Here is a 23,464-nt window from a genome sequence, read left to right on the forward strand (position 1 = left end):
TTAAAACAGGATAAGTGAATGTCTGAAAAATTTGATGTCATAGTGATTGGTGCCGGCCCTGGCGGTTATGTTGCGGCGATTCGTGCAGCTCAGTTAGGTTTGAAAACAGCCTGCGTTGAAAAATGGGTTGACGGAAAAGGTGCACCTGTTTTAGGTGGAACTTGCTTAAACGTAGGTTGTATTCCTTCTAAAGCACTGCTCGAAACGACACACAAAATGCATGAAGCACAGCACGGGTTTGCTGCGCAGGGTATTGTGGCTGAAAACGTACACATCGACCCTAAGCAAATGGTTGCTCGCAAAGATCAAATCGTTAAGAACTTAACCGGTGGTATCGCGGGTTTATTCAAAGCAAATGGCGTTACTCTGCTGCAAGGTAAAGGTCGTCTTCTTGCCAATAAGCAAGTTGAAGTAACGGATAAAGATGGCAATGTTAGCCTCCATGCTGCTGAAAACGTCGTATTAGCGGCAGGCTCTGTGCCTGTCGAGATCCCACCAGCGCCATTAACTGAAGGTTTGATTCTTGATAATGCGGGAGCTCTCGATATTGACGAGGTTCCAGCGCGCTTAGGTATCATCGGTGCAGGTGTTATCGGTTTGGAAATGGGTTCAATTTGGGCTCGTTGTGGATCGCAAGTTACTGTACTTGAGGCAATGGATACATTCTTGTCTGTTACCGACCAAGACGTATCAAAAGAAGCCTACAAGCTGATGACTAAGCAAGGTTTAGACATCAAGCTGGGTGCGCGTTGCACGGGAACTGAAGTTAACGGTAACGAAGTGACCGTTAAGTACACCGATGCAAACGGTGAACAAAGCTTGGTCGTTGATAAGCTGATTGTTGCTGTAGGTCGTCGTCCATTAACTCAAAACTTGGTATCTGACGACTCTGGTGTCAAGCTGGACGAGCGTGGCTTTATCTTTGTTGATGAGCAGTGCCGTACCGATGCACCAGGTATCTATGCGATTGGTGATATTGTTCGTGGTCCTATGCTTGCGCATAAGGCGTCTGAAGAAGGCATCATGGTTGTCGATATCATTGCTGGCCACAAAGCGCAATTAAACTACGATTGTGTCCCGAACATCATTTACACCTTCCCTGAGTTGGCTTGGGTCGGCAAGACCGAGCAAGAACTTAAGAATGAAGGTGTAGCGATTAAAGTTGGTAAGTTCCCATTTGCGGCATCAGGCCGTGCGATGGCTGCCAATGCGACGGAAGGTTTCGTCAAAATGATCGCAGACGAAAAGACTGACAGAATTCTGGGCGTTCATATCGTAGGCGGTATCGCCTCCGAGCTGATCGCTCAGGCCGTTATCGCAATGGAGTTTTGTGCTACTGCAGAGGATTTGCAAATGACGGTATTCGCTCACCCAACCGTGAGTGAAGCGGTTCACGAAGCCGCACTTGCAGTGGATAATCACGCCATCCACATTGCGAATCGTAAAAAACGCTAACCGAAGGGTTGCAAATGAAGACCGGGCCAAAAGTCCGGTCTTTTTGAACGCAGTCTAAAGTGCGTGCAACCTTAGTAACCCTGTTTACTAAAGTTGCGCATGTATAATCGATAATTCAACGGATTAGAACATGAACCTTCATGAGTACCAAGGCAAACAACTGTTTGCTCAATATGGTCTGCCGGTTTCCAAAGGTTTCGCGGTAGATACCCCAGAAGCAGCAGCTGAAGCTGCTGAAAAAATCGGTGGTGATAAGTGGGTTGTTAAAGCTCAAGTTCACGCTGGTGGCCGTGGTAAAGCAGGTGGCGTAAAGCTTGTTTCTTCTCCTGAAGAAGCTAAAGCTTTTGCTGAAAAATGGTTGGGTCAGCGTTTAGTCACGTATCAGACAGACGCCAATGGTCAGCCTGTTACCAAAATTCTGGTTGAAACCTGCACAGATATCGCCAATGAGCTTTATTTGGGCGCTGTTGTTGATCGTTCTAGCCGTCGTATCGTCTTCATGGCGTCTACTGAGGGTGGTGTTGAGATCGAGAAAGTTGCTCATGAAACGCCAGAAAAAATCTTGAAAGCCACTATCGATCCGTTGACAGGCGCTCAGCCTTATCAAGGTCGTGATTTGGCGTTCAAACTGGGCTTGCAAGGTGACCAAATCAAGCAGTTCGTACAGATCTTCATGGGTCTTGCGAAAATGTTCCAAGAAAAAGATTTGGCTCTGTTAGAGATCAACCCTTTGGTTATCACTGATGCTGGCAACCTTCACTGCCTAGATGCAAAAATTGTCATCGACAGCAATGCGGTTTACCGTCACAAAGATCTTCAAGCGATGCACGATCCGTCACAAGACGACGAGCGTGAAGCGCATGCGGCTCAGTGGGAGCTTAACTATGTTGCCCTTGAAGGTAACATCGGTTGCATGGTAAACGGTGCAGGTCTTGCAATGGGTACGATGGACATTGTTAAGTTGCACGGTGGCCAACCTGCTAACTTCCTGGACGTTGGTGGTGGTGCGACCAAAGAGCGTGTAACTGAAGCGTTCAAAATCATTCTGTCTGACAGCACTGTCAGCGCAGTATTGGTTAACATCTTCGGTGGTATCGTTCGTTGCGACCTGATTGCTGATGGTATTATCGGTGCGGTTAAAGAAGTTGGTGTTAACGTTCCTGTTGTTGTACGTCTGGAAGGTAATAACGCTGAACTCGGCGCTCAGCGTCTGGCTGAATCCGGTCTTGATATCATTGCAGCGACCAGCTTGACTGATGCTGCACAGCAGGTTGTAAAAGCCGCGGAGGGTAAATAATCATGTCCGTTCTGATTAATAAAGACACTAAAGTCATCTGTCAGGGTTTCACTGGCGGTCAAGGTACCTTCCATTCAGAGCAGGCGATTGCATACGGCACGAAAATGGTCGGCGGTGTCACTCCAGGCAAAGGCGGCACTGAGCACTTAGGTTTACCTGTGTTCAATACTGTTGCTGAAGCGGTTGAAGCAACGGGTGCTGAAGCATCGGTTATCTACGTACCTGCTGCTTTTTGTAAAGACTCTATCCTTGAAGCTGCAAACGGTGGCATTAAGCTGATCGTTTGTATCACTGAAGGTATCCCAACGTTGGATATGCTTGAGTGTAAAGTGAAGTGTGATGAGCTTGGTGTGCGTTTGATTGGTCCTAACTGCCCAGGTGTTATCACTCCGGGTGAGTGCAAGATCGGTATCATGCCTGGCCACATTCACTTGCCAGGTAAAGTGGGTATCGTTTCACGTTCAGGTACACTGACGTATGAAGCGGTTAAGCAAACTACTGATGCAGGCTTCGGTCAATCCACTTGTGTGGGTATCGGTGGCGACCCAATTCCAGGTTCTAACTTCATCGATATTCTGGAGCTTTTCCAGAACGACCCACAGACTGAAGCGATTGTTATGATCGGTGAGATCGGTGGTTCTGCTGAAGAGGAAGCGGCTGCTTACATCAAAGCAAACGTGACTAAGCCTGTTGTATCTTACATTGCTGGTGTTACGGCTCCTGCTGGTAAGCGTATGGGCCATGCGGGCGCAATCATTTCTGGTGGTAAAGGAACTGCAGACGAGAAGTTCGCAGCACTTGAAGACGCTGGTGTGAAGACTGTTCGTTCACTGGCTGATATCGGCAAGGCTCTGGCTGAAGTAACGGGTTGGGCGACTAAGTAATTACGACGTCCTAGTCTCTACTCAAAAAAGCAGCGAAAGCTGCTTTTTTTGTTTTAAGCTGCTAACGTTATTCGTAAACATGACGGCTGAGTTGGCGTCGTGTCGACAAATACACACGACAAAGGAGTATCAAACCAGCATGAGCCAGTTTAATCCAGATAGTATCCAAATAGGGATTAGTGCGTGTTTGCTCGGTGAAAAGGTCCGTTATGATGGCGGTCATAAAGCCTCTCAGTATTGCATGCAGGAGCTTTCCCAGGTCTTTTCGTATGTGCCTGTTTGTCCTGAAATGGCCATAGGATTAAGCACACCTAGACCGACCATACGTTTGGTTCAGGAAGAGTCAGGCATGCGCTTATTGGCCTCTGATAAAAGCTTTGATGTTACCGATGCTATGCAGGCCTTTAGTGAAAAGCGGATCTCAACGCTTGATTATTTAAGTGGCTATATTGTCTGTGCAAAATCACCGTCCTGTGGCATGGAGCGGGTTAGGGTATATGATGGTCGTACCGGGTATAGCCGTAAATCAGGTGTAGGGCTTTACACAGCGAATTTGCAGCGGATCTATCCTTACCTTCCCGTAGAGGAGGATGGCCGCTTACATGATCTCGTCTTAAAAGAAAATTTTATTACACGTGTATTTGCAAACCACGCCTGGAAAACGCTTAAGCATGAAGGCATCACGCGCCAATCGTTGGTCGCTTTTCATACCCGTTATAAATTCTTATTGTTGGCGCATCATCAGGCACACTACCGTGAATTGGGCCGTTATGTTGCGAACTTCAGTGATGATATTGAACAAGACGCAGAGCAGTACTATCAATTGTTTATGCAAGCACTGATGCATCCAGCGACACGGAAAAATCACACCAATGTGTTACAGCATATACAAGGATTTTTTTCCGACAGGCTTACGCCTAAACAAAAGCAAGAGTTGACGGAATCGATTGCTAAATATAACCAAGGACTGCTTCCGTTGTTAGTCCCCATTACCTTGATTCGTCATTATCTCAACGAGTTTGATGAAGAATATATTGCGCAGCAAGTGTATTTAAACCCACATCCGCAAGCGCTCAAACTCCATTACGGCTATTGAGAATAGCGGTCTAATCAGACCGCTTTTGTACGGATTACTCTGCTAGTAAACGAGCAGGGCAGATTTTGATATTGCTAAATCCAGCACTCAGGAGGTTCTGAGTTTGCAGTTTGCTCATGATGCCTTGATCGCAATATAACCAGTATTCTTTACTCTGATCCAAGTTTGCGAACTGGGAGTGAAGTCGATAAAAGGGCAGTTCGATAACGGGATATCCCTGGTTTTTTAACGGTGAAGACTCACGTTCGTCGGGTGCACGAATATCGATAATCACCACTCGATCATCCGGCTCGCTTGCAATCTGTCCTTCTTCAACCTGAGGTATGTCGGGAGTTTCGTTGAGCACCTGTGTAATCGACTGGAATACGGCAGATGTGACGGCGTCTTGAAGAACCAGCGAGTCCATTGCATCTTCTGCGGCTTCGATCTCGGTTAATTTTGCACGAGAGGTCGGGCGCTGGCTAATGACACCACAATATTCCGGAATTCGTTCGCAAAGCTCAGCAACACCAATAGCCCGCGCTTGGTCAATAATCAGCTGTTTGTTAGCACTGATTAAGGGGCGGAGAATCAATCGGGGAACCGTTTGATCAATGATTTGGAGATTGGTCAGCGTTTGACTGGATACTTGTGCAATCGCTTCGCCCGTAACGAGTGCCGAGGTTTTCAGCTTTCGGGCCAACTGATCAGCACAACGTATCATTGCTCGTTTAAGTATTACCCCCATGAGTCCCTGATCGACGTGCGTCAAAATATGCTCGACGACGCCTTCAAAAGGCACGGTAACAAACTTAACTTGATGGGACTGGCAGTATTGCGACCAAAGATAATGGGCCACCCGTTTGACGCCCTCCTCATGAGCAGCTCCGCCTAAACGGAAGAAAACAAAGTGGGTGTAGATGCCTCGTTGCAGCATTTGATAGGCCGCTACACTTGAATCAAAGCCGCCAGACATCAGCGTAACTACATTCTCCTGTGTTCCCAAAGGGTAGCCACCCAGTCCCTCACGACGCCTGCCTACGATAAACAGTCGATCGTGGTGTATTTGCAACAGTACAAGCTCGTCGGGTGATGTCAGATTCACCCCGGCTGCGGAGGAATGCTCCAACAGATAAGCACCAACCTTCCTTTGAAGCTCCAAGGAACTATAGGAATGAATCCCGGCTCGCTGAACCCGCACGGCAAAGGTTTTATTCTGCAAACGTTCGGCCACCGTACTGAGAGTCAGCGTGCAGATTCCCTCAATATCCGGCAGTGGGTGTTCTTGCGTTTCCATAAAATGATGAATACCGGGGATTCGTGTCAGCGCATCGCTGATGGCTTGAATCTGGGCAGTCGATGTACTTGGATCGGTTTCGACTTCCAGTAAATCCCAGCAGCCACCAACGCGGCTAAGCTCACAGATGGGTTTAACCAAGTGGCGTATGTTTTTTTTCAGCTGCTTAATATACTGCTGACGGACACCACGACTTTTTATCGTGATTTCGGGGAAGAGGCGAATAATAAATTTCATGCGATACGTGTTGATTAGGTTGGTCGCCGACGATGCGACAAAAAGCCCATTATTTTAATGGAAAATAAGGGGCTTTGGCAGTTTTTATTTGTTAACTGCTTTTTGCTGTCGGCGCTTTGACGACATAGTAAGCAAAAAAGGCCGCCATGATCAGATAACCTTGTACAAAGTCCGGTGCTGCATAAAAGCCGAGCTTTGGAGCATGCATTAGCCCGATGAAAGAGAGAGCCGCTGCAATCAGCGCAAATACGGTTGCACGTTTAAAGTGGCGGTCGATCACACTGACGGCAATGGCACCCAGTAGAATGGCTGTAAACATCGCGCCTTGACCTAAGGGGACAATTCCCTCAGAAATACCGGCCATGACCTCACTGGCGCCTCGCCCAAAACGTGTCGACAGATAGTTGGCGAAGTAGGGAAGCATGGCTAAGGCGACCGCTGGGTAGTAGCGAGTATCATTGGTTTGGAAGCTGGTCGCAATCATCGACATACCGACAAACACTAGAATAGGCGCGACAACGGCAACTGGAATTAAGGCAGCCAACACCGCAATCAATCCAAATAAGGTGGCTAACACATAGACCAAACCATTGAGCAAACTGTAGCCTCGGCCAGCATTCATCCACTTGGCACCAACAGTAGCGATGTACACTGTGGTTGGAAATAGACCTCCAAACACAGCACCGAGCAACGTACCTACACCGTCAACGGCTTGACACTCCCGTACATCGTATTTATCACCAGCGGCTTCCATCGCCTCAACATTGTTCATCGTTTCAATGGCGTTATAAAGCGTAATAGGCAGAATCACAGTAATCAGCGCAGCCCCGACACCAAACAGCATGCCTAAGCCCTCAAGCCAAGCAAAAGAAGGAAAAATAGGGTAAAAACCAAAATGCGTAAAAGCTTCAGTTAGTTTGACCGTATCGGTTTCGCCCATTAGATACGCCAGTGCGGTTCCGATAATTATGGCAAACAGCGATGCCGGAATATTGAAAGGAAGGCTGACACGCGCGACCAGTCCGACCAAAATAATGGCGATGACCAGTAAACCTATGACTGGCATCTCCAGTGTTTTGAACAGCATCTCCCCCGCAATAAAAGTCAAGGCGACACCTGCAACAGCTCCCAGCATCGCGGCTCGGGGTAGGTTTTTTTGCACCCAGTTACCAATGAAGCTGATTAAGATTTCGATCACACCGCTAATTAAGCACGCCGCCACCGCGATTTTCCACGCCAGTTCAGCATCTCCAGTCAGGGTTTTAGCCGGTAGCAAAATGCCAAATAAGAAGACAAACATCACAGGTGTACTAATCCCGTAGGATAAAGCCGTAACATCGGTACGTTGTTCTTTTTTAGCTAGCCGAGCCGCACTCCATGCGTAGTAAAAATTACCAAACATAACGGCAACGGCAGCACCTGGTAGCACTTTACCGAAGACAATCTCGGCCGGAAAACCCATGCCGAGCATGGAGATAGCAATAATGACAAAGTTAGCAATGTTATTCTGGAACAGTGCAAAGAAAGCATCCGTATCTTCTTTTTTATACCAAGGGTAATGGAAGGTTTTTTCGTTCATGGGGGGCTCTACTTGTGTAAAAGCGGAGCATTTTAACAGCCTAACAAGGCTTTCCCTATCCTTGTATTTATATTTCACGAATTAAAAAAACTGTTTCTATGCAGGGGGCGATGAGGAGTAAAATGCAAAATGTCTTAGACTTATTAGTCTATTCGACTCTGGACGACAACTGGACGACTATCTTAAGGAACTCTCTATGCGCTCATCACTCGTAACAGGCTCTTATCCTTGGCGGTTTTTTCGTTCAGGGGGCTTTGATCAGGTGCAAATTGAAAATGCAGACGATTTGAGGCACTTGGCTGAGTTGGATCAAAAACTTTGGTCTGTTCTAGCCTGCCCAACCGTTGGATTAGAGTTTGATCCGCGCACCCTTGCGTTACTGGATAACGATGGAGATGGCCGTATACGTGCGCCTGAGATTATTCGTGCCGTCCGTTGGGTTATTAAAGTGCTCAAGGCACCTGATATTTTATTTGAAGAGGGTGATCGCTTGCCTCTAGAGGCAATCAATCATGAGGATGAAGAGGGAGCTAAGCTGCTTGCAACTGCCGAACAGATCTTACAATACCTTGGCAAAGGCAATGCGGATGTTATCACGATCGAAGATGTGTCAGATACCACCCAACTGTTTACTCCTGATCATTACAATGGTGACGGTATTATTCCGGTTCAGCTCACCAATGATGAAACCTTAATTCAAGCCATTGGCCATATTATGGCCTGTTATGGCGAGCAAATGGACAGAAGTGGGCAGCCTGGCATCAATCAAAATACATTAGATCAATTTTTCAATGATGCGCATGCTTTATCTGATTGGTTAGCAAAAGCTGAATTGTCTTCACAAGATATTTTACCCTTAGGTGAAAGCACAGCCGCAGCGGCTGATTTGTTTGCACTTATTCAGGCGAAAGTGGATGACTTCTTCACTCGGTGTCAGCTTGCAGTTTTTGATGAGAAGGCCGCTGTCTCTTTGAATCCTGCAGATGAGTTGTATCAATCCCTAGCAAATCAACAGCTTCATGATAAAACAGAAGGCGTTGCGGCTTTGCCCTTGGCGTTAGTAGGACCGGGTAAAGATTTGCCCCTCAATGAAGGGGTTAACCCTGCTTGGTCGGATTTGATTCAACGCTTTAAAGCCGATGTTATTTTACCTATTTTGGGTGATTGTGATGTTTTATCCCTTCAGTCATGGAGCGATTTGTCAGCACGTTTCACCTCTTTCCGTCAATGGATGCAAGAAAAACCAGACAGCCCTGTAGCATCCATGGACATTATGGAGTTAAGAGGTCTGTTGGCCGGTAATGTCTATGAGGCGCTAGCGGATTTAATTCAGCGCGACCTGAATGCAGAAACGGCCGCAGAGTTGGTTGAAGGGGTTGAGCGCTTGACACGCTACAACCGAGATCTAGTGGTTTTGCTTAAAAACTACGTTAATTTGTCGGATTTCTACGGTGGAAAACGCAAAGCTATCTTCCAGGCGGGAACACTCTACCTCGATCAGCGCAGTTGCGAGTTGTGTTTGCGTGTTTCAGATTTGGACAGACATTCACAGCAGGCCAGTTTAAGCGGAGCCTATCTTGTCTATTGTCAATGCACTCGTTTAGGTGAGTCTCCGATGACCATTGTCGCAGCGATGACGGGAGGAGACGCTGACGATATGATGGTGGTGGGTCGCAATGGGGTTTTTTATGATCGCCATGGTCGAGATTGGCATGCATCAGTGGTGAAGGTGATTGAAAATCCGATTAGTGTTCGGCAGGCGTTTTGGTCGCCTTACAAACGTATTGCGAGGATGATAGGTGAGCAAATACAAAAATTTGCTGCTGCGAAAGATAAAGCTGTAGAGGACAGGTCCTCTGCCAGTTTAGCCGAAGGCGTTAAGCCAGCTGTATCTGCACAGGCATTTGATATTGCAAAGTTTGCGGGTATTTTTGCAGCGGTGGGGTTGGCATTCGGTGCACTGGGGACGGCACTGGCTGCTATAGTCTCTTCTTTGTTACAGCTTCCCTTGTGGCAAATCCCGTTGGTTTTTATCATCATCATGCTATTAATATCCGGTCCATCCATGCTCTTGGCTTCGTTAAAACTGCGAAAGCGTAATTTAGGCCCCTTGTTAGATGCGAACGGTTGGGCAGTGAATACGCGTGCTCGAATTAATATTCCCTTCGGTGGCTCACTTACTGGTGTGGCGAGCTTACCCAAAGGTGCCAAGCGCACGCATTACGACCCTTTTGCCGATCAAAAATCGCCTAAATGGATAATAGCGATTTTCCTGTTACTGATTTTAGCGGGAGTGGGGTATTTTGCAGGATGGTTTGAGCCACTGTTGACTCCAATAACGACTGAAGTGAGCAATCTTGATCGCTTACCCGCTGAGGTGGTGAATGAGGTTTCTGAGTAGCCTTATTCATAGTATTGTTTAAGATCCGAATCGCTTGGCTGTTAGCCAAGCGTTTTTTCATTTGTTCAGTTTGACAATAATCCTTAAAGAATAAACATTTATAGAAATCTATTAAATACTTATTAAACGTCGTAATACATGGACTTGATGGCGCTTTTAGTTATTTATTTTCCCATAACAGTTCTATACTGTGATGGGTAACAAAACTAGAGTGAGGATTTAGCCAGTGAAAATACGAACAAAATTGATTCTGGCATTTATTGCTTTAGCGGTGTTGCCGATCGTGATTATCTCAGCCGTTGTGGTCACTCACCTGCGCCAGCAAGCGGAAGACACTTTCCAAGCCAGTACTTCCCGCGAAATCCGCCAGATAGACAACGCAATGCAGGTCTATTTTGACGCAATCAATAAAAGTGTTCATTTTCTTGCAAGTCATCCTTTGATGATGCAGGTAGATAAGAGCATCACACATTATTTGACAAGCCCTGAGGTGGTCATGACGCCGGATAAAGCTGGCGGGATAGAACAAGAGGTTTTTGAACTTTTTAATCACTTTGCAGCTACGCATCCAGGTTTAGCGTATGTGTATATGGGGACATCGGAAGGCGCGTATATTCAGTGGCCACTCGGAAGTGTATCCGCACGCTACGATCCACGGCAGCGCCCTTGGTTTCAAGCGGCAATGGCACAGCCGAATGTACCTGTCAGAACCTCTGCCTATTATTGGGAGCCCGACGATGCGGTGATTGTGAGTACTGTTATGAGTACAGCCAATACGCTTGGCAGGCAGGGTGGTGCCATCGGTTTGGATGTGTCGCTTGGTCAATTGACGGCAATGGTTCGTGACATTAAGTTGGGCGAGACGGGCTATCTGATGCTGCTTGAAGCCAGTGGTAATATACTGGTCGATGCCGCCAATCCTGAACACAACTTTAAGAATATTAAAGAGCTTTCAGCGGACTATCGTGCCTTGTCTGATGCAACTGCGGGGGGGAAGCGTATACGTTTGTCTGGTACTGACTATATGGTATCGGTTTATGAGTCACCCGGCCTTGGTTGGCGTTACATCGGTTTAATTGAGTATAACGAAGTGATGGGGCCAGCAAATCGAATGATCGGTATCTTGTCGTTGGTCGTGCTGGTTATGGTATTACTCTTCTCTTTGATTGGTAAGCTTACGGCTGATGTGATTGTCAGACCTATTCGCGCCGTCTCAGAGAGCCTTAAAGAGATCGCTCAGGGAGAGGGGGATTTGACTCGAGAGTTGTCGGTCAAGGGGCGAGATGAGTTGTCCGAGTTGTCGAACTGGTTCAACCATTTTTTGAAATCGATACGAAAGTTAGTGTCAGAAATCACTTTAAGTGCTGAGGGCTTGAAGGTCTCTTCAGCGGAGTCAACCAAACTGTCGCAGGATATGACCGACACAGCTGGGCGTCAAGGTCACTCCGTCGATATGGTGTCAACGGCTTTTCATGAAATGGTCGCCACGGCCAACGAGGTTGCTAAGTCATGCAGCAATGCAGCCCAAGCTGCCGACAATGGCTATCAAGAGGCCCAAGCAGGCCAGACCAGCATCAACGTAGCCGTTGCAGAAGTGGACCGGCTTAATTCTGAGATTGAGGACTCTGTCAGTGCCATTGTGCAACTAGAGGAGGACTCGCGCAATATCAACCTGATTCTTGACACAATACGGGGTGTCGCCGAGCAGACCAATTTGTTAGCACTCAATGCGGCTATAGAGGCAGCGCGAGCAGGTGACCATGGTAGAGGCTTTGCTGTAGTGGCGGATGAAGTGCGGGGGTTGGCACAGCGAACGGCGGATTCGACCGAAGAGATCAACTCTCTGCTGAGTAAACTCAACACACGTACCGCATTAGTAAGTCAGCGCATGTCGGCGAGTCAGCAAGCCACTGGAAAAACGGTCTCTAGCATTCGGGCTGTGACTGAAAGTTTTGATCGTGTTAGAGCATCAGTGGACATGATCCGGGATATGAATACGCAAATTGCGGCGGCAGCGGAAGAACAGCACCAGGTTGCTGAGGAGATTAATCGCCATATCGCCGAGGTGAATGGTGATGCTCAGCGAGTCAACGAGATGTCGGAGCAGGTGAAGTATACATCTTCTTCACTTGCAAAACTGTCTCAACAGTTGGATAGCCTAGTTAAAGCCTTTAAAACATGATCCTACTGACCAGAGTCGGGTAAGTCTTTAAACTCGATTCAATTCTCAAACCTAGGAAAATTGCACACTCAATTTTCCTAGATTATTTAATGTTCAACCACAGGTCGAAAAGTGGGATTTATTAGATCTATACCTTGAAGAGTTATCTCAATAGTTTCTTTCACAATCGATACCTTTTACGATGATACGCGGTTTTTTTCCTTAGCTGTGGTGTCGTAACCATCTCGTTTAACGCCGTATTTAAATAATTCACTTCGCATTTTCATCCCTACACTGTATCGGCGTTCCGTAAGTTATGGACCGCTAAAATAACCATAAATGGAGAAAAGCCATGGCTATTTCTACCGGAAATCGCGGTGTAGTGTACACAGGCCCTGGAGAGGTTGAAGTTCGTTCGATTGCCTTTCCTGAACTGTCTATCGGCAAGCGCCAGTGTCAACACGGTGTTATCCTCAAAGTCCTCACAACCAATATTTGTGGCAGCGATCAACATATGGTCCGCGGCCGCACCACAGCGCCTTCTGGTCTCGTCTTAGGGCATGAGATCACAGGTGAAATCATCGAATGTGGTCGAGATGTCGAATTTCTTAAGGTCGGAGATATAGTCTCTGTTCCATTTAACATTGCTTGCGGTCGTTGCCGTAACTGTAAGGAGGGGCGGACAGGTATCTGCTTGAACGTGAACCCCGCACGTCCGGGCGCAGCCTACGGCTATGTTGATATGGGAGGATGGGTTGGCGGTCAGGCCGAGTATGTCATGGTGCCGTACGCTGACTTTAATCTACTCAAATTCCCTGACTCAGACCAAGCACGGGAAAAAATTCGTGATTTGACCCTATTATCCGATATTTTCCCAACGGGTTTCCATGGCTGTGTTACAGCTGGTGTTGGACCCGGTTCAACCGTGTACATTGCAGGTGCTGGGCCCGTTGGACTCGCGGCTGCCGTCTCGGCTCAGTTGCTGGGTGCAGCCTGTGTTATTGTCGGGGATATGATTCCTGATCGTTTGGCGCAAGCAAAAAGCTTTGGCTGCGAGACAATCGATCTTCGTCAAGATGCTGAATTGCCCGAGCTTTTGGAGCAAATTCTGGGCGTTCCTGAAGTGGATGCAGCCGTTGATTGTGTTGGATTTGAAGCCCGTTGCCATGGTCATTGTCACCATGAAGAAAAACCTGCAACCGTTTTAAATTCAATGATGGACATTACCCGAGCGGGCGGTCAGATCGGTATACCTGGCTTATATGTTACAGAAGATCCGGGCGCGCATGATGATGCGGCCAAGCAAGGTAGTTTGAGTATGCGCTTTGGCTTGGGTTGGGCAAAATCCCACTCCTTCCATACGGGGCAGTGTCCTGTCATGAAATACCACCGTCAATTGATGCAGGCCATTTTGTTCGACAAGGTTCAGATTGCAAAAGCGGTTAACGTTCAGGTTATTTCACTGGATGATGCACCCAAAGGCTATGCTGACTTTGATGGAGGTGCTGCGAAAAAATTTGTCATCGATCCTCACAGGCTCTTTGCTGCTTAGTCGGTAATTTGTGTCACTTATCGAGAGGCCTTCACAGGCCTTTCTTTTGATGTTGATTGCTAAAACAATTAACGGTTACTTCGCTAAACATTTCATGGCTCGCTCAAGTCCTTCAAGCGTCATCGGAAACATTCGGCCTTCGATCTGTTGTTGAATCATTTGGATGGATTGAGTATACATCCATGCGCTATCAGGAACAGGGTTCAGCCAAACCAAGGAAGGCCATTGCTTGATAATACGGCTTAACCATACTTGGCCTGTTTCTTCATTGAAGTGTTCGACACTGCCCCCAGGTGCCGCAATTTCATATGGGGACATGGATGCATCACCGACCAAGATGACCTTGTAGTCCTGCCCATATTTGTGAATTAAATCGTAGGTGCTAATACGTTGATCAAAACGCCTTGTATTGTCCTTCCAGACAGATTCATACACACAGTTATGAAAATAAAAGTGCTCCAGATGCTTAAACTCATTACGGCAGGCGCTAAACAGGGCTTCAATTCGTTGAATATGATCATCCATAGACCCCCCGATATCCAAGAGTAGCAAGACCTTCACCGCGTTATGCTTTTCTCTGACGGTTTGAATATCAAGGTAGCCTTTTTGAGCGGTGGCCCGGATGGTTCCGTCTAAATCCAGCTCTTCATGAGCTCCTGTGCGAGCAAACTTGCGCAAACGCTTAAGTGCAACTTGTAGGTTTCGATCAGCCAGCATTTGGCGATCATCGAGGTTGCGGAATTCGCGCTTTTCCCACACCTTTACTGCCTTACGATGACGGGACTCACCCCCCACGCGAATGCCGTCGGGATGATAACCACCGTGCCCAAATGCAGAGGTTCCACCCGTGCCAATCCACTTGTTTCCACCAGCATGACGCTCGGTTTGTTCATCAAGGCGTTGTTTAAAGGCCTCCATGAGTTCATCTAAGCTTTCATAGCCTTTGAGTTTGGCTTTATCCTCATCGGATAGATAACGCTCAAATGTTTTCTGCAGCCAATCATCGGGCACTAGGCTCGACAGCGAGGCATCTGCTGCTTCGACACCCTCAAAAAACTGCGAAAAGGCGAGGTCAAAGCGATCATAGAGTTTTTCATCTTTTACCAAACAGGTGCGTGCCAAAAGATAGAAATCGTCCATGCTGGCAAAGGCAAGGTCGGCTTGTAATGCGCGAATCAAGTCCAGCAGCTCTCTCGGTGTAGCGGGGATCTCTTTCGAGCGCAGTGTTTCAAAAAAATCGATTAGCATGCTGCTGTCCGAGTATTAACGATTCTGACGTCGAATCATGAATGCAAGTCGCTCCAGTAGAGATGCATCCTGTTCATTTTTGATGAGGGCACCGCAAAGAGGAGGAACGGAATTCAGGGCGTCTTTTTCCAATAAGAGTGAGCGTGAGATCTCGTCCGACATTAAAAGCTTCAACCAGTCGATCAGCTCAGAGGTGCTGGGCTTTTTCTTTAAACCTGACATTTCGCGTAAATCGTAAAAAACGGCCAAGGCTTTCTGCACCAGTTCTTCTTGAATGCGAGGGAAATGCACCTGGATAATCTGTTCCATTGTGTGTTTATCAGGAAAGCGAATGTAATGAAAAAAGCAGCGACGCAGGAAGGCATCCGGCAGCTCTTTTTCATTATTGGAAGTAATGATCACCAGCGGGCGATGGACGGCTTTAATTTGCTGTTTTGTTTCATAAACGTAGAACTCCATGCGGTCGAGTTCTAATAAAAGATCATTGGGAAACTCTATGTCGGCTTTATCAATCTCGTCGATCAGCAGCACACAGGGCTCTTCATGACTAAAGGCTTCCCACAGTTTTCCTGGAACAATGTAGTGACTGATGTCTTCTACTCGCTCACGGCCGAGTTGCGAGTCCCGTAGGCGCGAGACAGCATCGTATTCATACAAGCCTTGTTGTGCCTTGGTAGTTGACTTTATATGCCAGCTGATCAGAGGGCGATTCAAAACACGGGCGACCTCTTCAGCCAGAAGTGTTTTACCTGTGCCAGGTTCCCCTTTAATTAATAGGGGCTTTTCTAAAGTCAGAGCGGCATTTACCGCCACTTGTAGTTCGGGTGTGGCGACGTATTTTTCAGAACCTTTGAACTGCATGACAGGGACACTCATCAATATAAACGAATAATACGAGTTTACCCTTACTCGTGTCAGAGCTCAAATGGCCATACAAACTGGCGATGCTTCGTTAAAAAAGCAGTCGTGAAGCAACGAACACCAACAAAAGTCCGAAAATAAGATCAACTCCTTGACGCATCTTCATAAAGAAGTGGCGACTTTGAGGGTTGGATAGAATAAAGGCGACCAGTAAATACCAAACGGTATCAATCCCCATTGCCATGCCTGCGACGAGGACTTTTGTCAGCGGGGATTGCTCAGGGCTTAGGAATTGGCTAAACAGCGCAACAAAGAATAAGGGGACTTTGGGGTTCAAAAATGCGATTAAAAAACCCTCGCGCCATGCCAACGCGTGATGTGAAGACGTCTGCTCGACAGGCAAGCTCGCAGAGGACTTTCCGAGAGCACTGCGCAAAGACATAAAGGCGAGATACAGTAAAAATCCAGCACCAGCCAATTGCAATAGAGTGATGAGCCAAGGAGCGGCCACCATTATACTGGCAATTCCAAGCATGCTAAGGGCCGCATAAAGTCCGATGCCGAGCCCGTGGGAGAGGGCGGCAATCATGCCTTGCGTACGCCCACCGTACAGACTGTGTTTAATGATGACGGCCAAACTAGGGCCTGGTGACATCGCGCCTAAAATAAAAATGCCCGCGAGCGCGAGCCAGTCACTCCATTGCAATATCATAGGTAGAACATCGCTCTTCGTTAAAAATAATAATAGTATAAGGCATTGAATCTTAAATCAGAGTAGGTAAGCCATGGAAAACACACAATTGGCTGCGAAACGGGAGATTTTTGGTTGGTCGATGTTTGACTTTGCTAACCAAGCCTATACGCTCCTGATCATTACCGTCGTGTATGGCGATCTTTTCACGCGGATAATTGTTGGCGATGCGCCGGATTATCGTTTGGGTAACCTGCTATGGAGCGGTGCTCTGGCATTGAGTTATGCCATGGTGGTCGTTGCGAATCCGGTGTGTGGCGCGGTGATGGATTACTCTAAACGTCGTAAGCAATTTTTGTTTGCAAGTTACGTGCTCACCGTCATTACCACTTCCTTACTCTATTTCATTGAGCCAGGTTGGATATTTCCTGCCATTGTGCTGATTGTGCTTTCAAACTTTGCTTATGCAATGGGCGAGGGCTTTATTGCCAGCTTTTTAACGGATTTAGGGCCGAGAAAGTCCTTGGGCTGGATTTCGGGCCTGGGTTGGTCAGTGGGCTACTTAGGTGGGATGGTGGCCACGATTGTTGCCTTGCTTTTTTTGGGCGAAGTGTCTGACGAAAATTTTGAAAATGTACGCTGGGTTGGCCCCTTCGCAGGTATTTTCTTCTTAGTCGCTGCGATTCCTACCTTTATTTGGCTGACGGAAAAAGCACCGAAGCGTGCCAAGCCTCAACATGAGACCTGGAGCAATATTGCAAAAGTTCGACTCATGGATACGCTTTCTCAGATGCACCGATTTAATGACTTACGTTGGTTGTTGGTGTCCATCTTTTTTTCCATGGCGGGTATCTACATCATTATTGCCTTCTCCTTTATCTACGGTGCTCAAGTCATCGGTTGGGAGGATCATGTTCGCGTGCTGATGTTTGTGACTGTACAAGTGACGGCCGCTATCGGTGCGTTAGGTTTTGGAGTTCTACAAACACTCAAAGGTGCCCGATACATTTACATCTTGACTTTGTGGTTGTGGATACTGGCGATTTTGGCGATTTGGCAAACCCCATCACTGACTCAATTGTTGAATGTTAGCTTGGGCGTCGAGTGGCAAGCTCAGTATGTTTTTTTGGTTGCGGGCGTTCTCTCTGGATTGAGTCTTGGTGCTTCCCAGTCTTCCGCTCGAGCACTGGTCGGCACCTTGTCGCCAAGGGCGAAAGCAGCTGAGTTTTTTGGCTTTTGGGGAATGGCATCAAAATTGGCCGCTGTATTTGGCATTCTAGGTCTGGGGCTGATGCAATGGGCATTTGGCTTGGCAGATGCCATCGTGTTTTGTTTGATTCTATTTATGCTTGCAATCCTGACCATACTGCCCGTCAACGAGGGGCGAGGAATTGACACGGCGGTGAGCTGGAAAGAGCCATCCACTCGGGCAGATGCCCCCTAGTTGTGAGGATGAAACATGTTATTGGGTATACATCATGCTGCCATTATTTGCTCAAATTATGAGGTGTCTAAATTGTTTTACACTCAAACACTAGGGCTTAAGATACTCGCTGAGCACTACCGTGCTGACAGAGCCTCTTGGAAGTTAGATTTGCTATTGCCAGATGGTGGGCAGTTAGAACTCTTCTCTTTTCCTGAACCGCCAAAGCGCCCATCCTATCCAGAGGCCTGCGGATTGCGCCATTTAGCTTTTAAAGTCGCGAATGTTGAGCAGTATCAAGGTTATTTAGAGAAGAATGCGGTAGAAACAGAAGCGATACGTATGGATGAGTATACAGGCAAACGCTTTCTGTTTTTTTTCGATCCCGATGGGCTTCCGATCGAACTTTATGAAACCTAAGACTAAATACAGGTTTTGTCGGCTTAATGTCGTATTGAAATTTTGTCTTTATACGTCATGCTTATAAAAAGAGCACGCCTTGAATTATGGATTGAGTGGGTGTCGAAGAGTGATTTGACTTCGAGGTGTGGTATTACAAATGTTCACTCTTGGAGTTAATATGGCTTTTTCTTGGTTTGGAAGGGATCAGAAGTCCCAGAAGTCTGTACATTCAGTTGATGTCGAGTCCATTAAAGTTCAACAGATTAGCAGCCGAGATATTTCCGCTGAGCGGTTGCGTCAACTCCAATTTGACGGTGCAAATGTTGCCTTAGTGTTAGCGTTTATTTCGCCGCATTTAGAGTTTGATGCGACGGTTCGTTCACTCAAAAATGCAATGCCCTTTGCTAAAAATTTGGTCGGAGTGATGACCGCTGGAGAGCTCAGCTCCTGTGGGAATCAGTTATATCATTCGGCTGATAAACACTGGGATAACATTGTTTTGCAAAGTTACAGTGACGAGGTCTTTGCACAGGTGCATGTGGCGTCTGTTCCACTGCATTGTGAAGACATACGATCAGGACGCGCCGGATTGACTCGTCAGCAACGTGTAAAAGCCATTGAAAGTGAAATAAAGAAAATCAAACTTCCATTTGATGTTAATTTTCAGAACACGCTGGCATTAACCTTTATTGATGGTTTAACCAGCAGCGAAAACTTTTTTATGCAAGCGCTCTACGAGAGTGAGCGCTTCCCTTGCTATTTTATTGGAGGTTCCGCAGGCGGAAAGTTGGATTTTCGCCAAGCCTTGGTTCATGACGGCCAGAAAGTGGCTCAAAATTGCGCCGTAGTGATTTTTGTGCGACTTGCCAGCGATATTCGCTACAGCATTTTAAAAACTCATAATTTCCAGAAAACTAACCTATCGTTTATTGTGGCTGATTCTGACGAAGCGGCACGTGTCGTCAACACGGTTATGCCAGAGGGCAGCACACGGATTGTGAGTATTGTCTCATTCCTCTGTAACCATTTTAAATGTAAACCCGGCCAGCTGAGTTCCATGCTTGCAGGCTATTCGTTTGCAGTTGAAATAGGTGGCGAATTGTTTATTCGCTCGGTTTCGGGCATTAATGAACAGACTGAGTCAATCAACTTTTTTTGTGATTTGACCTTTGGCGACCGTTTGTTCTTGGTTAAAGCTAAGGATTTTGTGTCAAGTACAACGCAAGCGTTTAAACAGGTCATGCAGTCGAAGCCAGTGCCTCCTTTTGCCATGTTGGCCAATGACTGCATTCTTAGACGTTTGAACAATGCCAATCAGTTGAGCCAAATTAAAGACTTTGATCAGATGAAGGTGGCGGGCTTCTCAACCTTTGGTGAGATTCTCGGGGTGCATATGAACCAGACACTCACGGCCTTGTTGTTTTTTAAAATCAAGCCAGGAGATGTCTTCCGCGATGAGTATGTGGACCAGTTCCCTATTCAGTACAGCCATTTTCGTATGTTTTTCATGGCATCAAAGATTCAGAGTTTAGAGCAGATTAACCGAGTGCAGGCCACCTTGGTCGAGCATCTTACTGAGTATCGTCCTTTATTAAGGGAGATGGTCGAGAGCTTTAATAACGTTGCCAATTATGCACAGAGTACGGGGCATTCGCTTCAATCGATGCAGTCACAGTTTAATGTGTTTTCAGATGTGATTGAAAAACAGACATCGCAGCGACATCAGCTTCAGGCCCGAGTGTCGGGGTTGCAAAAAAACTCTGAAGAGGTACTTTCGATACTGCAAGTGATCTCCGGGATTGCGGATCAAACCAATTTGTTGGCCTTAAATGCAGCAATTGAAGCGGCTAGGGCGGGGGAAGCCGGTCGAGGATTTGCGGTGGTGGCTGATGAGGTTCGACAGTTATCTCAGAATACACAAAAAAGCTTGGATCAAACTGGCGCAACGATTAAATCGGTAACAACCGCGATAGTGGCCATTCGGGATACGCTAGAACATACAGAAACAGCGATGAATAGTATAACAGAGAGTGCTCAGCAGCTGAGCCTGGAAATGGTAACACTCTCTGAAGCCTCGCGCGTGGCAGAGGGGGAGGTTGAAGGCAATATACATACCATCGCTAAAATGACAGAAACCATGGATCATATTGACCATGAGGTCGCTGCTATTGATCAGTTAAAAGCCTTACGTAACCAATAACCCCACTTTAACTGATTTTAGCGGTATAATAAGCCTTGCAAAACGCAAGGCTTATTAATTTTTACAAGGTAGAAAAATGTCAGATTTACCGAATTGTCCAAGTTGTGGTTCAGAATACACCTACGAAGACGCGTCAATGTTTGTGTGTCCTGAGTGTGCACATGAGTGGTCAGCGACAGCGGAGCTTGATCAAAATGAAACGGCTAAGGTGTATCGTGATGCCAATGGTAACACCCTGGTTGACGGTGACTCGGTAACCGTTATTAAGGATTTGAAAGTCAAAGGATCCTCTTTAGTGGTAAAGGTTGGCACCAAAGTTAAGAGTATTCGCCTGGTTGATGGCGATCACGACATTGATTGTAAAATCGATGGAATCGGTCCGATGAAGCTCAAATCAGAGTTTGTCAAAAAGATCTGATTTGAGCTAAGCATTACGAAAAGTCTTTTAGTAACACCGGCTCAATCATCAAACTGTCGCTTGAGTTTGATAGCCAAATTTGTTTATCACTAATATTGCATTGCAACTGCAGATTTCGAGCGGCCAGAAGAGCCAGTGCGTTTACTTGTTCTTCTGGTATTTCCCACACTTGTAAGTTGTTGTATCTCGTTAAGGATGACTGAATTTGTTTCCACCAGTTGGGAACGCTACGTCCTCCATAGGCATAAAGCTTGACGTGCTTTGCTCGGCCACTTGCTTTGCGCAGCCATTTTTCGTCACTTTGACCGAACTCAACCCAGAGATTTATATCCCCGTTTAGGCTTTTATCCCAAAGCTCGGGCTCTCCTTCATCGCTTAACCCTTTTGAAAAATGCAAGGTTTCAGATGCGTTTAAAATAAAGGCTAAGACACGAACCATTAAACGCTCTTCAGTTTCAGACGGATGCTGAGCGACTGTTAACGAATGATCCTGATAATAATGCCTGTCCATGTCGGCAATCTGAAGTTGCACTTTGTAAACGGTAGCTTTAGTCGCCATACATAACCTGAATGCTGAAGAATGTGCTTAGTCTACCTGAGCCTTTTCTGGACGCAAGTTTTGACCTGTATGGACTTGATTTATGATAGGCTTTTGCAATATTCCTCGCATAGATTGATCGGAAGCCTTGATAATGCAGTTAGTCGATTGTGATTACGAAACACACGGAGCCGCTATTCTGACCATTTTTAATCATGCCATTTTGCACACCACGGCTTTGTATGAATATAAACCGAGAACGGAACAACAGTTAGAGGACTGGTTTGTGGCCAAACAAGGTGGAAACTATCCGGTGATTGGCTTGATGACAGATGCAGGCGAATTGGCCGGATTTGCTTCCTATGGATCGTTCAGAGCTTTTCCAGCCTTTAAGTACACGCTTGAACACTCCGTCTATGTCAGTCAAAACCACCAACGACAAGGAGTGGCTAGGCGCTTGCTCACGGAGATTATCGAACGTGCGCAAAAGAACGATTACCATACATTAATTGGCGCAATCGATGCGACTAATCATGCGAGTATTCAGCTCCATGAAGCGCTTGGCTTTCAGATGTCAGGGTGCCTACGTCAAACCGGTTTTAAATTTGGCGAGTGGTTGGATTTGGTCTTTTATCAACGAATCCTTGATACACCGCTCAAGCCAGAAGACGATCCCGTTTATTAACGCGTTGATACTTGAGCGGTGTGCCTAAGGTCAGTAACCCCTACGCCGATCCACACACCCTGAAATATCCTGGCCCGCTTCGAGTTTAATGATTTTTTCAGCAATTTGAGCAACCGTACTGTCCCTGAGTGTTCTGGCCGACACATGAGGTGTAATCGTAATCTTTTCATGTCCCCAGAAAGGATGTTGTGCGGGTAAGGGTTCTTGGCGAAAAACATCCAATATCGCATGCTGAATGCGGCCTTCTTGAAGCGCGAGGAGTAAGTCCTCGTCGACCAAATGTTCTCCACGCCCCACGTTCATCAGAATCGCGTGCTCTTTAAGTTGGGCGAGTCTTGTGTAGTTGAGTAGGTTCTCAGTTGAATCCGTTAAGGGCAGTGTGTTGATCAGAATACGTGATCGATTTAAAAAAGGGTTCAGATTTTCGCTTCCACAAAACATCTCAATAGTGTTGACGTCGGATTCTCGCGCTTGTCTGACCCAGGTCGCGACGGGGTATTCTAAGCTCGAAAGCACCTGTGCAACGGCTGAGCCTATTTTACCATAGCCCAGTATTCCGATAGGCCATTGCTCTTTGCGGATGGGAGGCAGCGTTTTCCAGACTTGGTTTGTGGACTGTTGGCGGTAAGTGCGCATGTCACGACTAAATTCGGTCACAAAATGGACTGCGTACTCGGCCATTTGCGATGACATTCCAGCATCTTCGAGTCTATAAATTGGAAGTGTGTCTGGAAGCGCGGGGGATTTTAATAAGGCATCGACCCCTGCACCCAGATTAAACAGAGCTCTAAGATTGGGTTCCAGTGTAAACAGTGCATCAGGTGGCTGCCAGACAACGGCATAGTCAGCATCGCCCATGGCCGTATCAATTGACCAAGCTTCGATTTTAGCGTTTGGAATCAGAGCACTTAATAATGAGGTCCAGCGCTCGGGTTTCGGGTCTTGAGAGACAAAAATAATCTTCATAGGTTGCCTAGCTTATTCTTTAGGTTTTACGGAGGCATCGGATTGAAAATCATTCTGAACCAATTCCTTGCCGGAATAAAGAGTGCGCTTATGA

19 protein-coding genes are annotated in these 23,464 nt (G+C 46.8%); 12 read left to right on the plus strand and 7 right to left on the minus strand.

The window, feature by feature from the left end; translation table 11 throughout:
- The first annotated feature begins 18 nt into the window (after positions 1-18).
- The 4 genes from lpdA to F5971_RS02470 all read left to right on the plus strand — a co-directional run bounded on the left by lpdA (position 19) and on the right by F5971_RS02470 (position 4,732).
- Complete coding sequence (lpdA, locus tag F5971_RS02455; RefSeq protein WP_036507098.1) at positions 19-1,455, plus strand: dihydrolipoyl dehydrogenase; 1,437 nt, start codon at positions 19-21, stop codon at positions 1,453-1,455.
- A gap of 130 nt (positions 1,456-1,585) precedes the next feature.
- The gene (gene sucC, locus F5971_RS02460) at positions 1,586-2,752 is read left to right on the plus strand and encodes an ADP-forming succinate--CoA ligase subunit beta (protein ID WP_193493817.1); all 1,167 of its coding nucleotides are present in this window, start codon (positions 1,586-1,588) and stop codon (positions 2,750-2,752) included.
- Between the two features lie 2 nt (positions 2,753-2,754).
- Positions 2,755-3,636, plus strand: a complete 882-nt coding sequence (gene sucD / locus F5971_RS02465; protein ID WP_036507100.1) for a succinate--CoA ligase subunit alpha — start codon at positions 2,755-2,757, stop codon at positions 3,634-3,636.
- 139 nt (positions 3,637-3,775) lie between these two features.
- On the plus strand, positions 3,776-4,732 hold the full coding sequence (locus tag F5971_RS02470; protein ID WP_193493820.1) for a YbgA family protein: 957 nt from the start codon (positions 3,776-3,778) through the stop codon (positions 4,730-4,732).
- Positions 4,733-4,766: 34 nt separating this feature from the next.
- Here F5971_RS02470 and thiI read toward each other — a convergent pair whose 3' ends face one another.
- Entirely contained in the window at positions 4,767-6,245 is a 1,479-nt protein-coding gene (gene thiI, locus F5971_RS02475) for a tRNA uracil 4-sulfurtransferase ThiI (protein ID WP_036507102.1), read from the minus strand.
- A 91-nt stretch (positions 6,246-6,336) separates the two neighbouring features.
- Positions 6,337-7,824 carry a uracil permease gene (locus tag F5971_RS02480; RefSeq protein WP_036507111.1) on the minus strand — a complete coding sequence of 496 codons (1,488 nt, stop codon included), beginning with the start codon at positions 7,822-7,824 and terminating at the stop codon, positions 6,337-6,339.
- A gap of 196 nt (positions 7,825-8,020) precedes the next feature.
- On the opposite strand from F5971_RS02480, the gene F5971_RS02485 reads away from it, so the two are divergent.
- From F5971_RS02485 to fdhA, 3 genes are all read left to right on the plus strand, one after another.
- Complete coding sequence (locus F5971_RS02485; protein WP_223116231.1) at positions 8,021-10,225, plus strand: hypothetical protein; 2,205 nt, start codon at positions 8,021-8,023, stop codon at positions 10,223-10,225.
- 226 nt (positions 10,226-10,451) lie between these two features.
- Positions 10,452-12,407: a methyl-accepting chemotaxis protein gene (locus tag F5971_RS02490; protein ID WP_193493822.1), complete on the plus strand. Its 1,956-nt coding sequence runs from the start codon at positions 10,452-10,454 to the stop codon at positions 12,405-12,407.
- A 331-nt stretch (positions 12,408-12,738) separates the two neighbouring features.
- Positions 12,739-13,938 (plus strand): formaldehyde dehydrogenase, glutathione-independent, encoded by a 1,200-nt coding sequence (gene fdhA, locus F5971_RS02495; RefSeq protein ID WP_193493825.1) that lies wholly within the window; start codon positions 12,739-12,741, stop codon positions 13,936-13,938.
- Between the two features lie 75 nt (positions 13,939-14,013).
- On the opposite strand, the gene F5971_RS02500 is transcribed toward fdhA, so the two are convergent.
- The 3 genes from F5971_RS02500 to F5971_RS02510 all read right to left on the minus strand — a co-directional run bounded on the left by F5971_RS02500 (position 14,014) and on the right by F5971_RS02510 (position 16,759).
- On the minus strand, positions 14,014-15,186 hold the full coding sequence (locus tag F5971_RS02500; RefSeq protein ID WP_193493827.1) for a vWA domain-containing protein: 1,173 nt from the start codon (positions 15,184-15,186) through the stop codon (positions 14,014-14,016).
- A 15-nt stretch (positions 15,187-15,201) separates the two neighbouring features.
- Complete coding sequence (locus F5971_RS02505; RefSeq protein WP_036507115.1) at positions 15,202-16,047, minus strand: AAA family ATPase; 846 nt, start codon at positions 16,045-16,047, stop codon at positions 15,202-15,204.
- 91 nt (positions 16,048-16,138) lie between these two features.
- Positions 16,139-16,759: a LysE family translocator gene (locus F5971_RS02510; RefSeq protein WP_036507116.1), complete on the minus strand. Its 621-nt coding sequence runs from the start codon at positions 16,757-16,759 to the stop codon at positions 16,139-16,141.
- Between the two features lie 73 nt (positions 16,760-16,832).
- On the opposite strand from F5971_RS02510, the gene F5971_RS02515 reads away from it, so the two are divergent.
- The 4 genes from F5971_RS02515 (at position 16,833) to F5971_RS02530 (ending at position 21,181) form a co-directional block, all read left to right on the plus strand.
- Positions 16,833-18,182 (plus strand): MFS transporter, encoded by a 1,350-nt coding sequence (locus tag F5971_RS02515; RefSeq protein ID WP_036507118.1) that lies wholly within the window; start codon positions 16,833-16,835, stop codon positions 18,180-18,182.
- Positions 18,183-18,197: 15 nt separating this feature from the next.
- Positions 18,198-18,581 (plus strand): SMU1112c/YaeR family gloxylase I-like metalloprotein, encoded by a 384-nt coding sequence (gene gloA2, locus F5971_RS02520; protein ID WP_193493830.1) that lies wholly within the window; start codon positions 18,198-18,200, stop codon positions 18,579-18,581.
- Positions 18,582-18,741: 160 nt separating this feature from the next.
- The gene (locus F5971_RS18640) at positions 18,742-20,763 is read left to right on the plus strand and encodes a methyl-accepting chemotaxis protein (RefSeq protein WP_051513981.1); all 2,022 of its coding nucleotides are present in this window, start codon (positions 18,742-18,744) and stop codon (positions 20,761-20,763) included.
- A 76-nt stretch (positions 20,764-20,839) separates the two neighbouring features.
- Positions 20,840-21,181: a zinc ribbon domain-containing protein YjdM gene (locus tag F5971_RS02530; RefSeq protein WP_036507124.1), complete on the plus strand. Its 342-nt coding sequence runs from the start codon at positions 20,840-20,842 to the stop codon at positions 21,179-21,181.
- A 13-nt stretch (positions 21,182-21,194) separates the two neighbouring features.
- Here F5971_RS02530 and F5971_RS02535 read toward each other — a convergent pair whose 3' ends face one another.
- Positions 21,195-21,740 carry a YaeQ family protein gene (locus F5971_RS02535; protein WP_036507126.1) on the minus strand — a complete coding sequence of 182 codons (546 nt, stop codon included), beginning with the start codon at positions 21,738-21,740 and terminating at the stop codon, positions 21,195-21,197.
- 133 nt (positions 21,741-21,873) lie between these two features.
- Between F5971_RS02535 and F5971_RS02540 the strand changes: the two genes are divergently transcribed.
- A complete protein-coding gene (locus tag F5971_RS02540) occupies positions 21,874-22,404 on the plus strand; it encodes a GNAT family N-acetyltransferase (protein WP_036507128.1) in 531 nt (176 codons plus the stop codon).
- A 30-nt stretch (positions 22,405-22,434) separates the two neighbouring features.
- Here F5971_RS02540 and F5971_RS02545 read toward each other — a convergent pair whose 3' ends face one another.
- Positions 22,435-23,370 carry a 2-hydroxyacid dehydrogenase gene (locus tag F5971_RS02545; protein WP_193493833.1) on the minus strand — a complete coding sequence of 312 codons (936 nt, stop codon included), beginning with the start codon at positions 23,368-23,370 and terminating at the stop codon, positions 22,435-22,437.
- Positions 23,371-23,464 lie beyond the last annotated feature (94 nt).

The organism is Nitrincola alkalisediminis, from assembly GCF_009821115.1.
GTDB classification, from domain to species: Bacteria; Pseudomonadota; Gammaproteobacteria; order Pseudomonadales; family Balneatricaceae; genus Nitrincola; species Nitrincola alkalisediminis.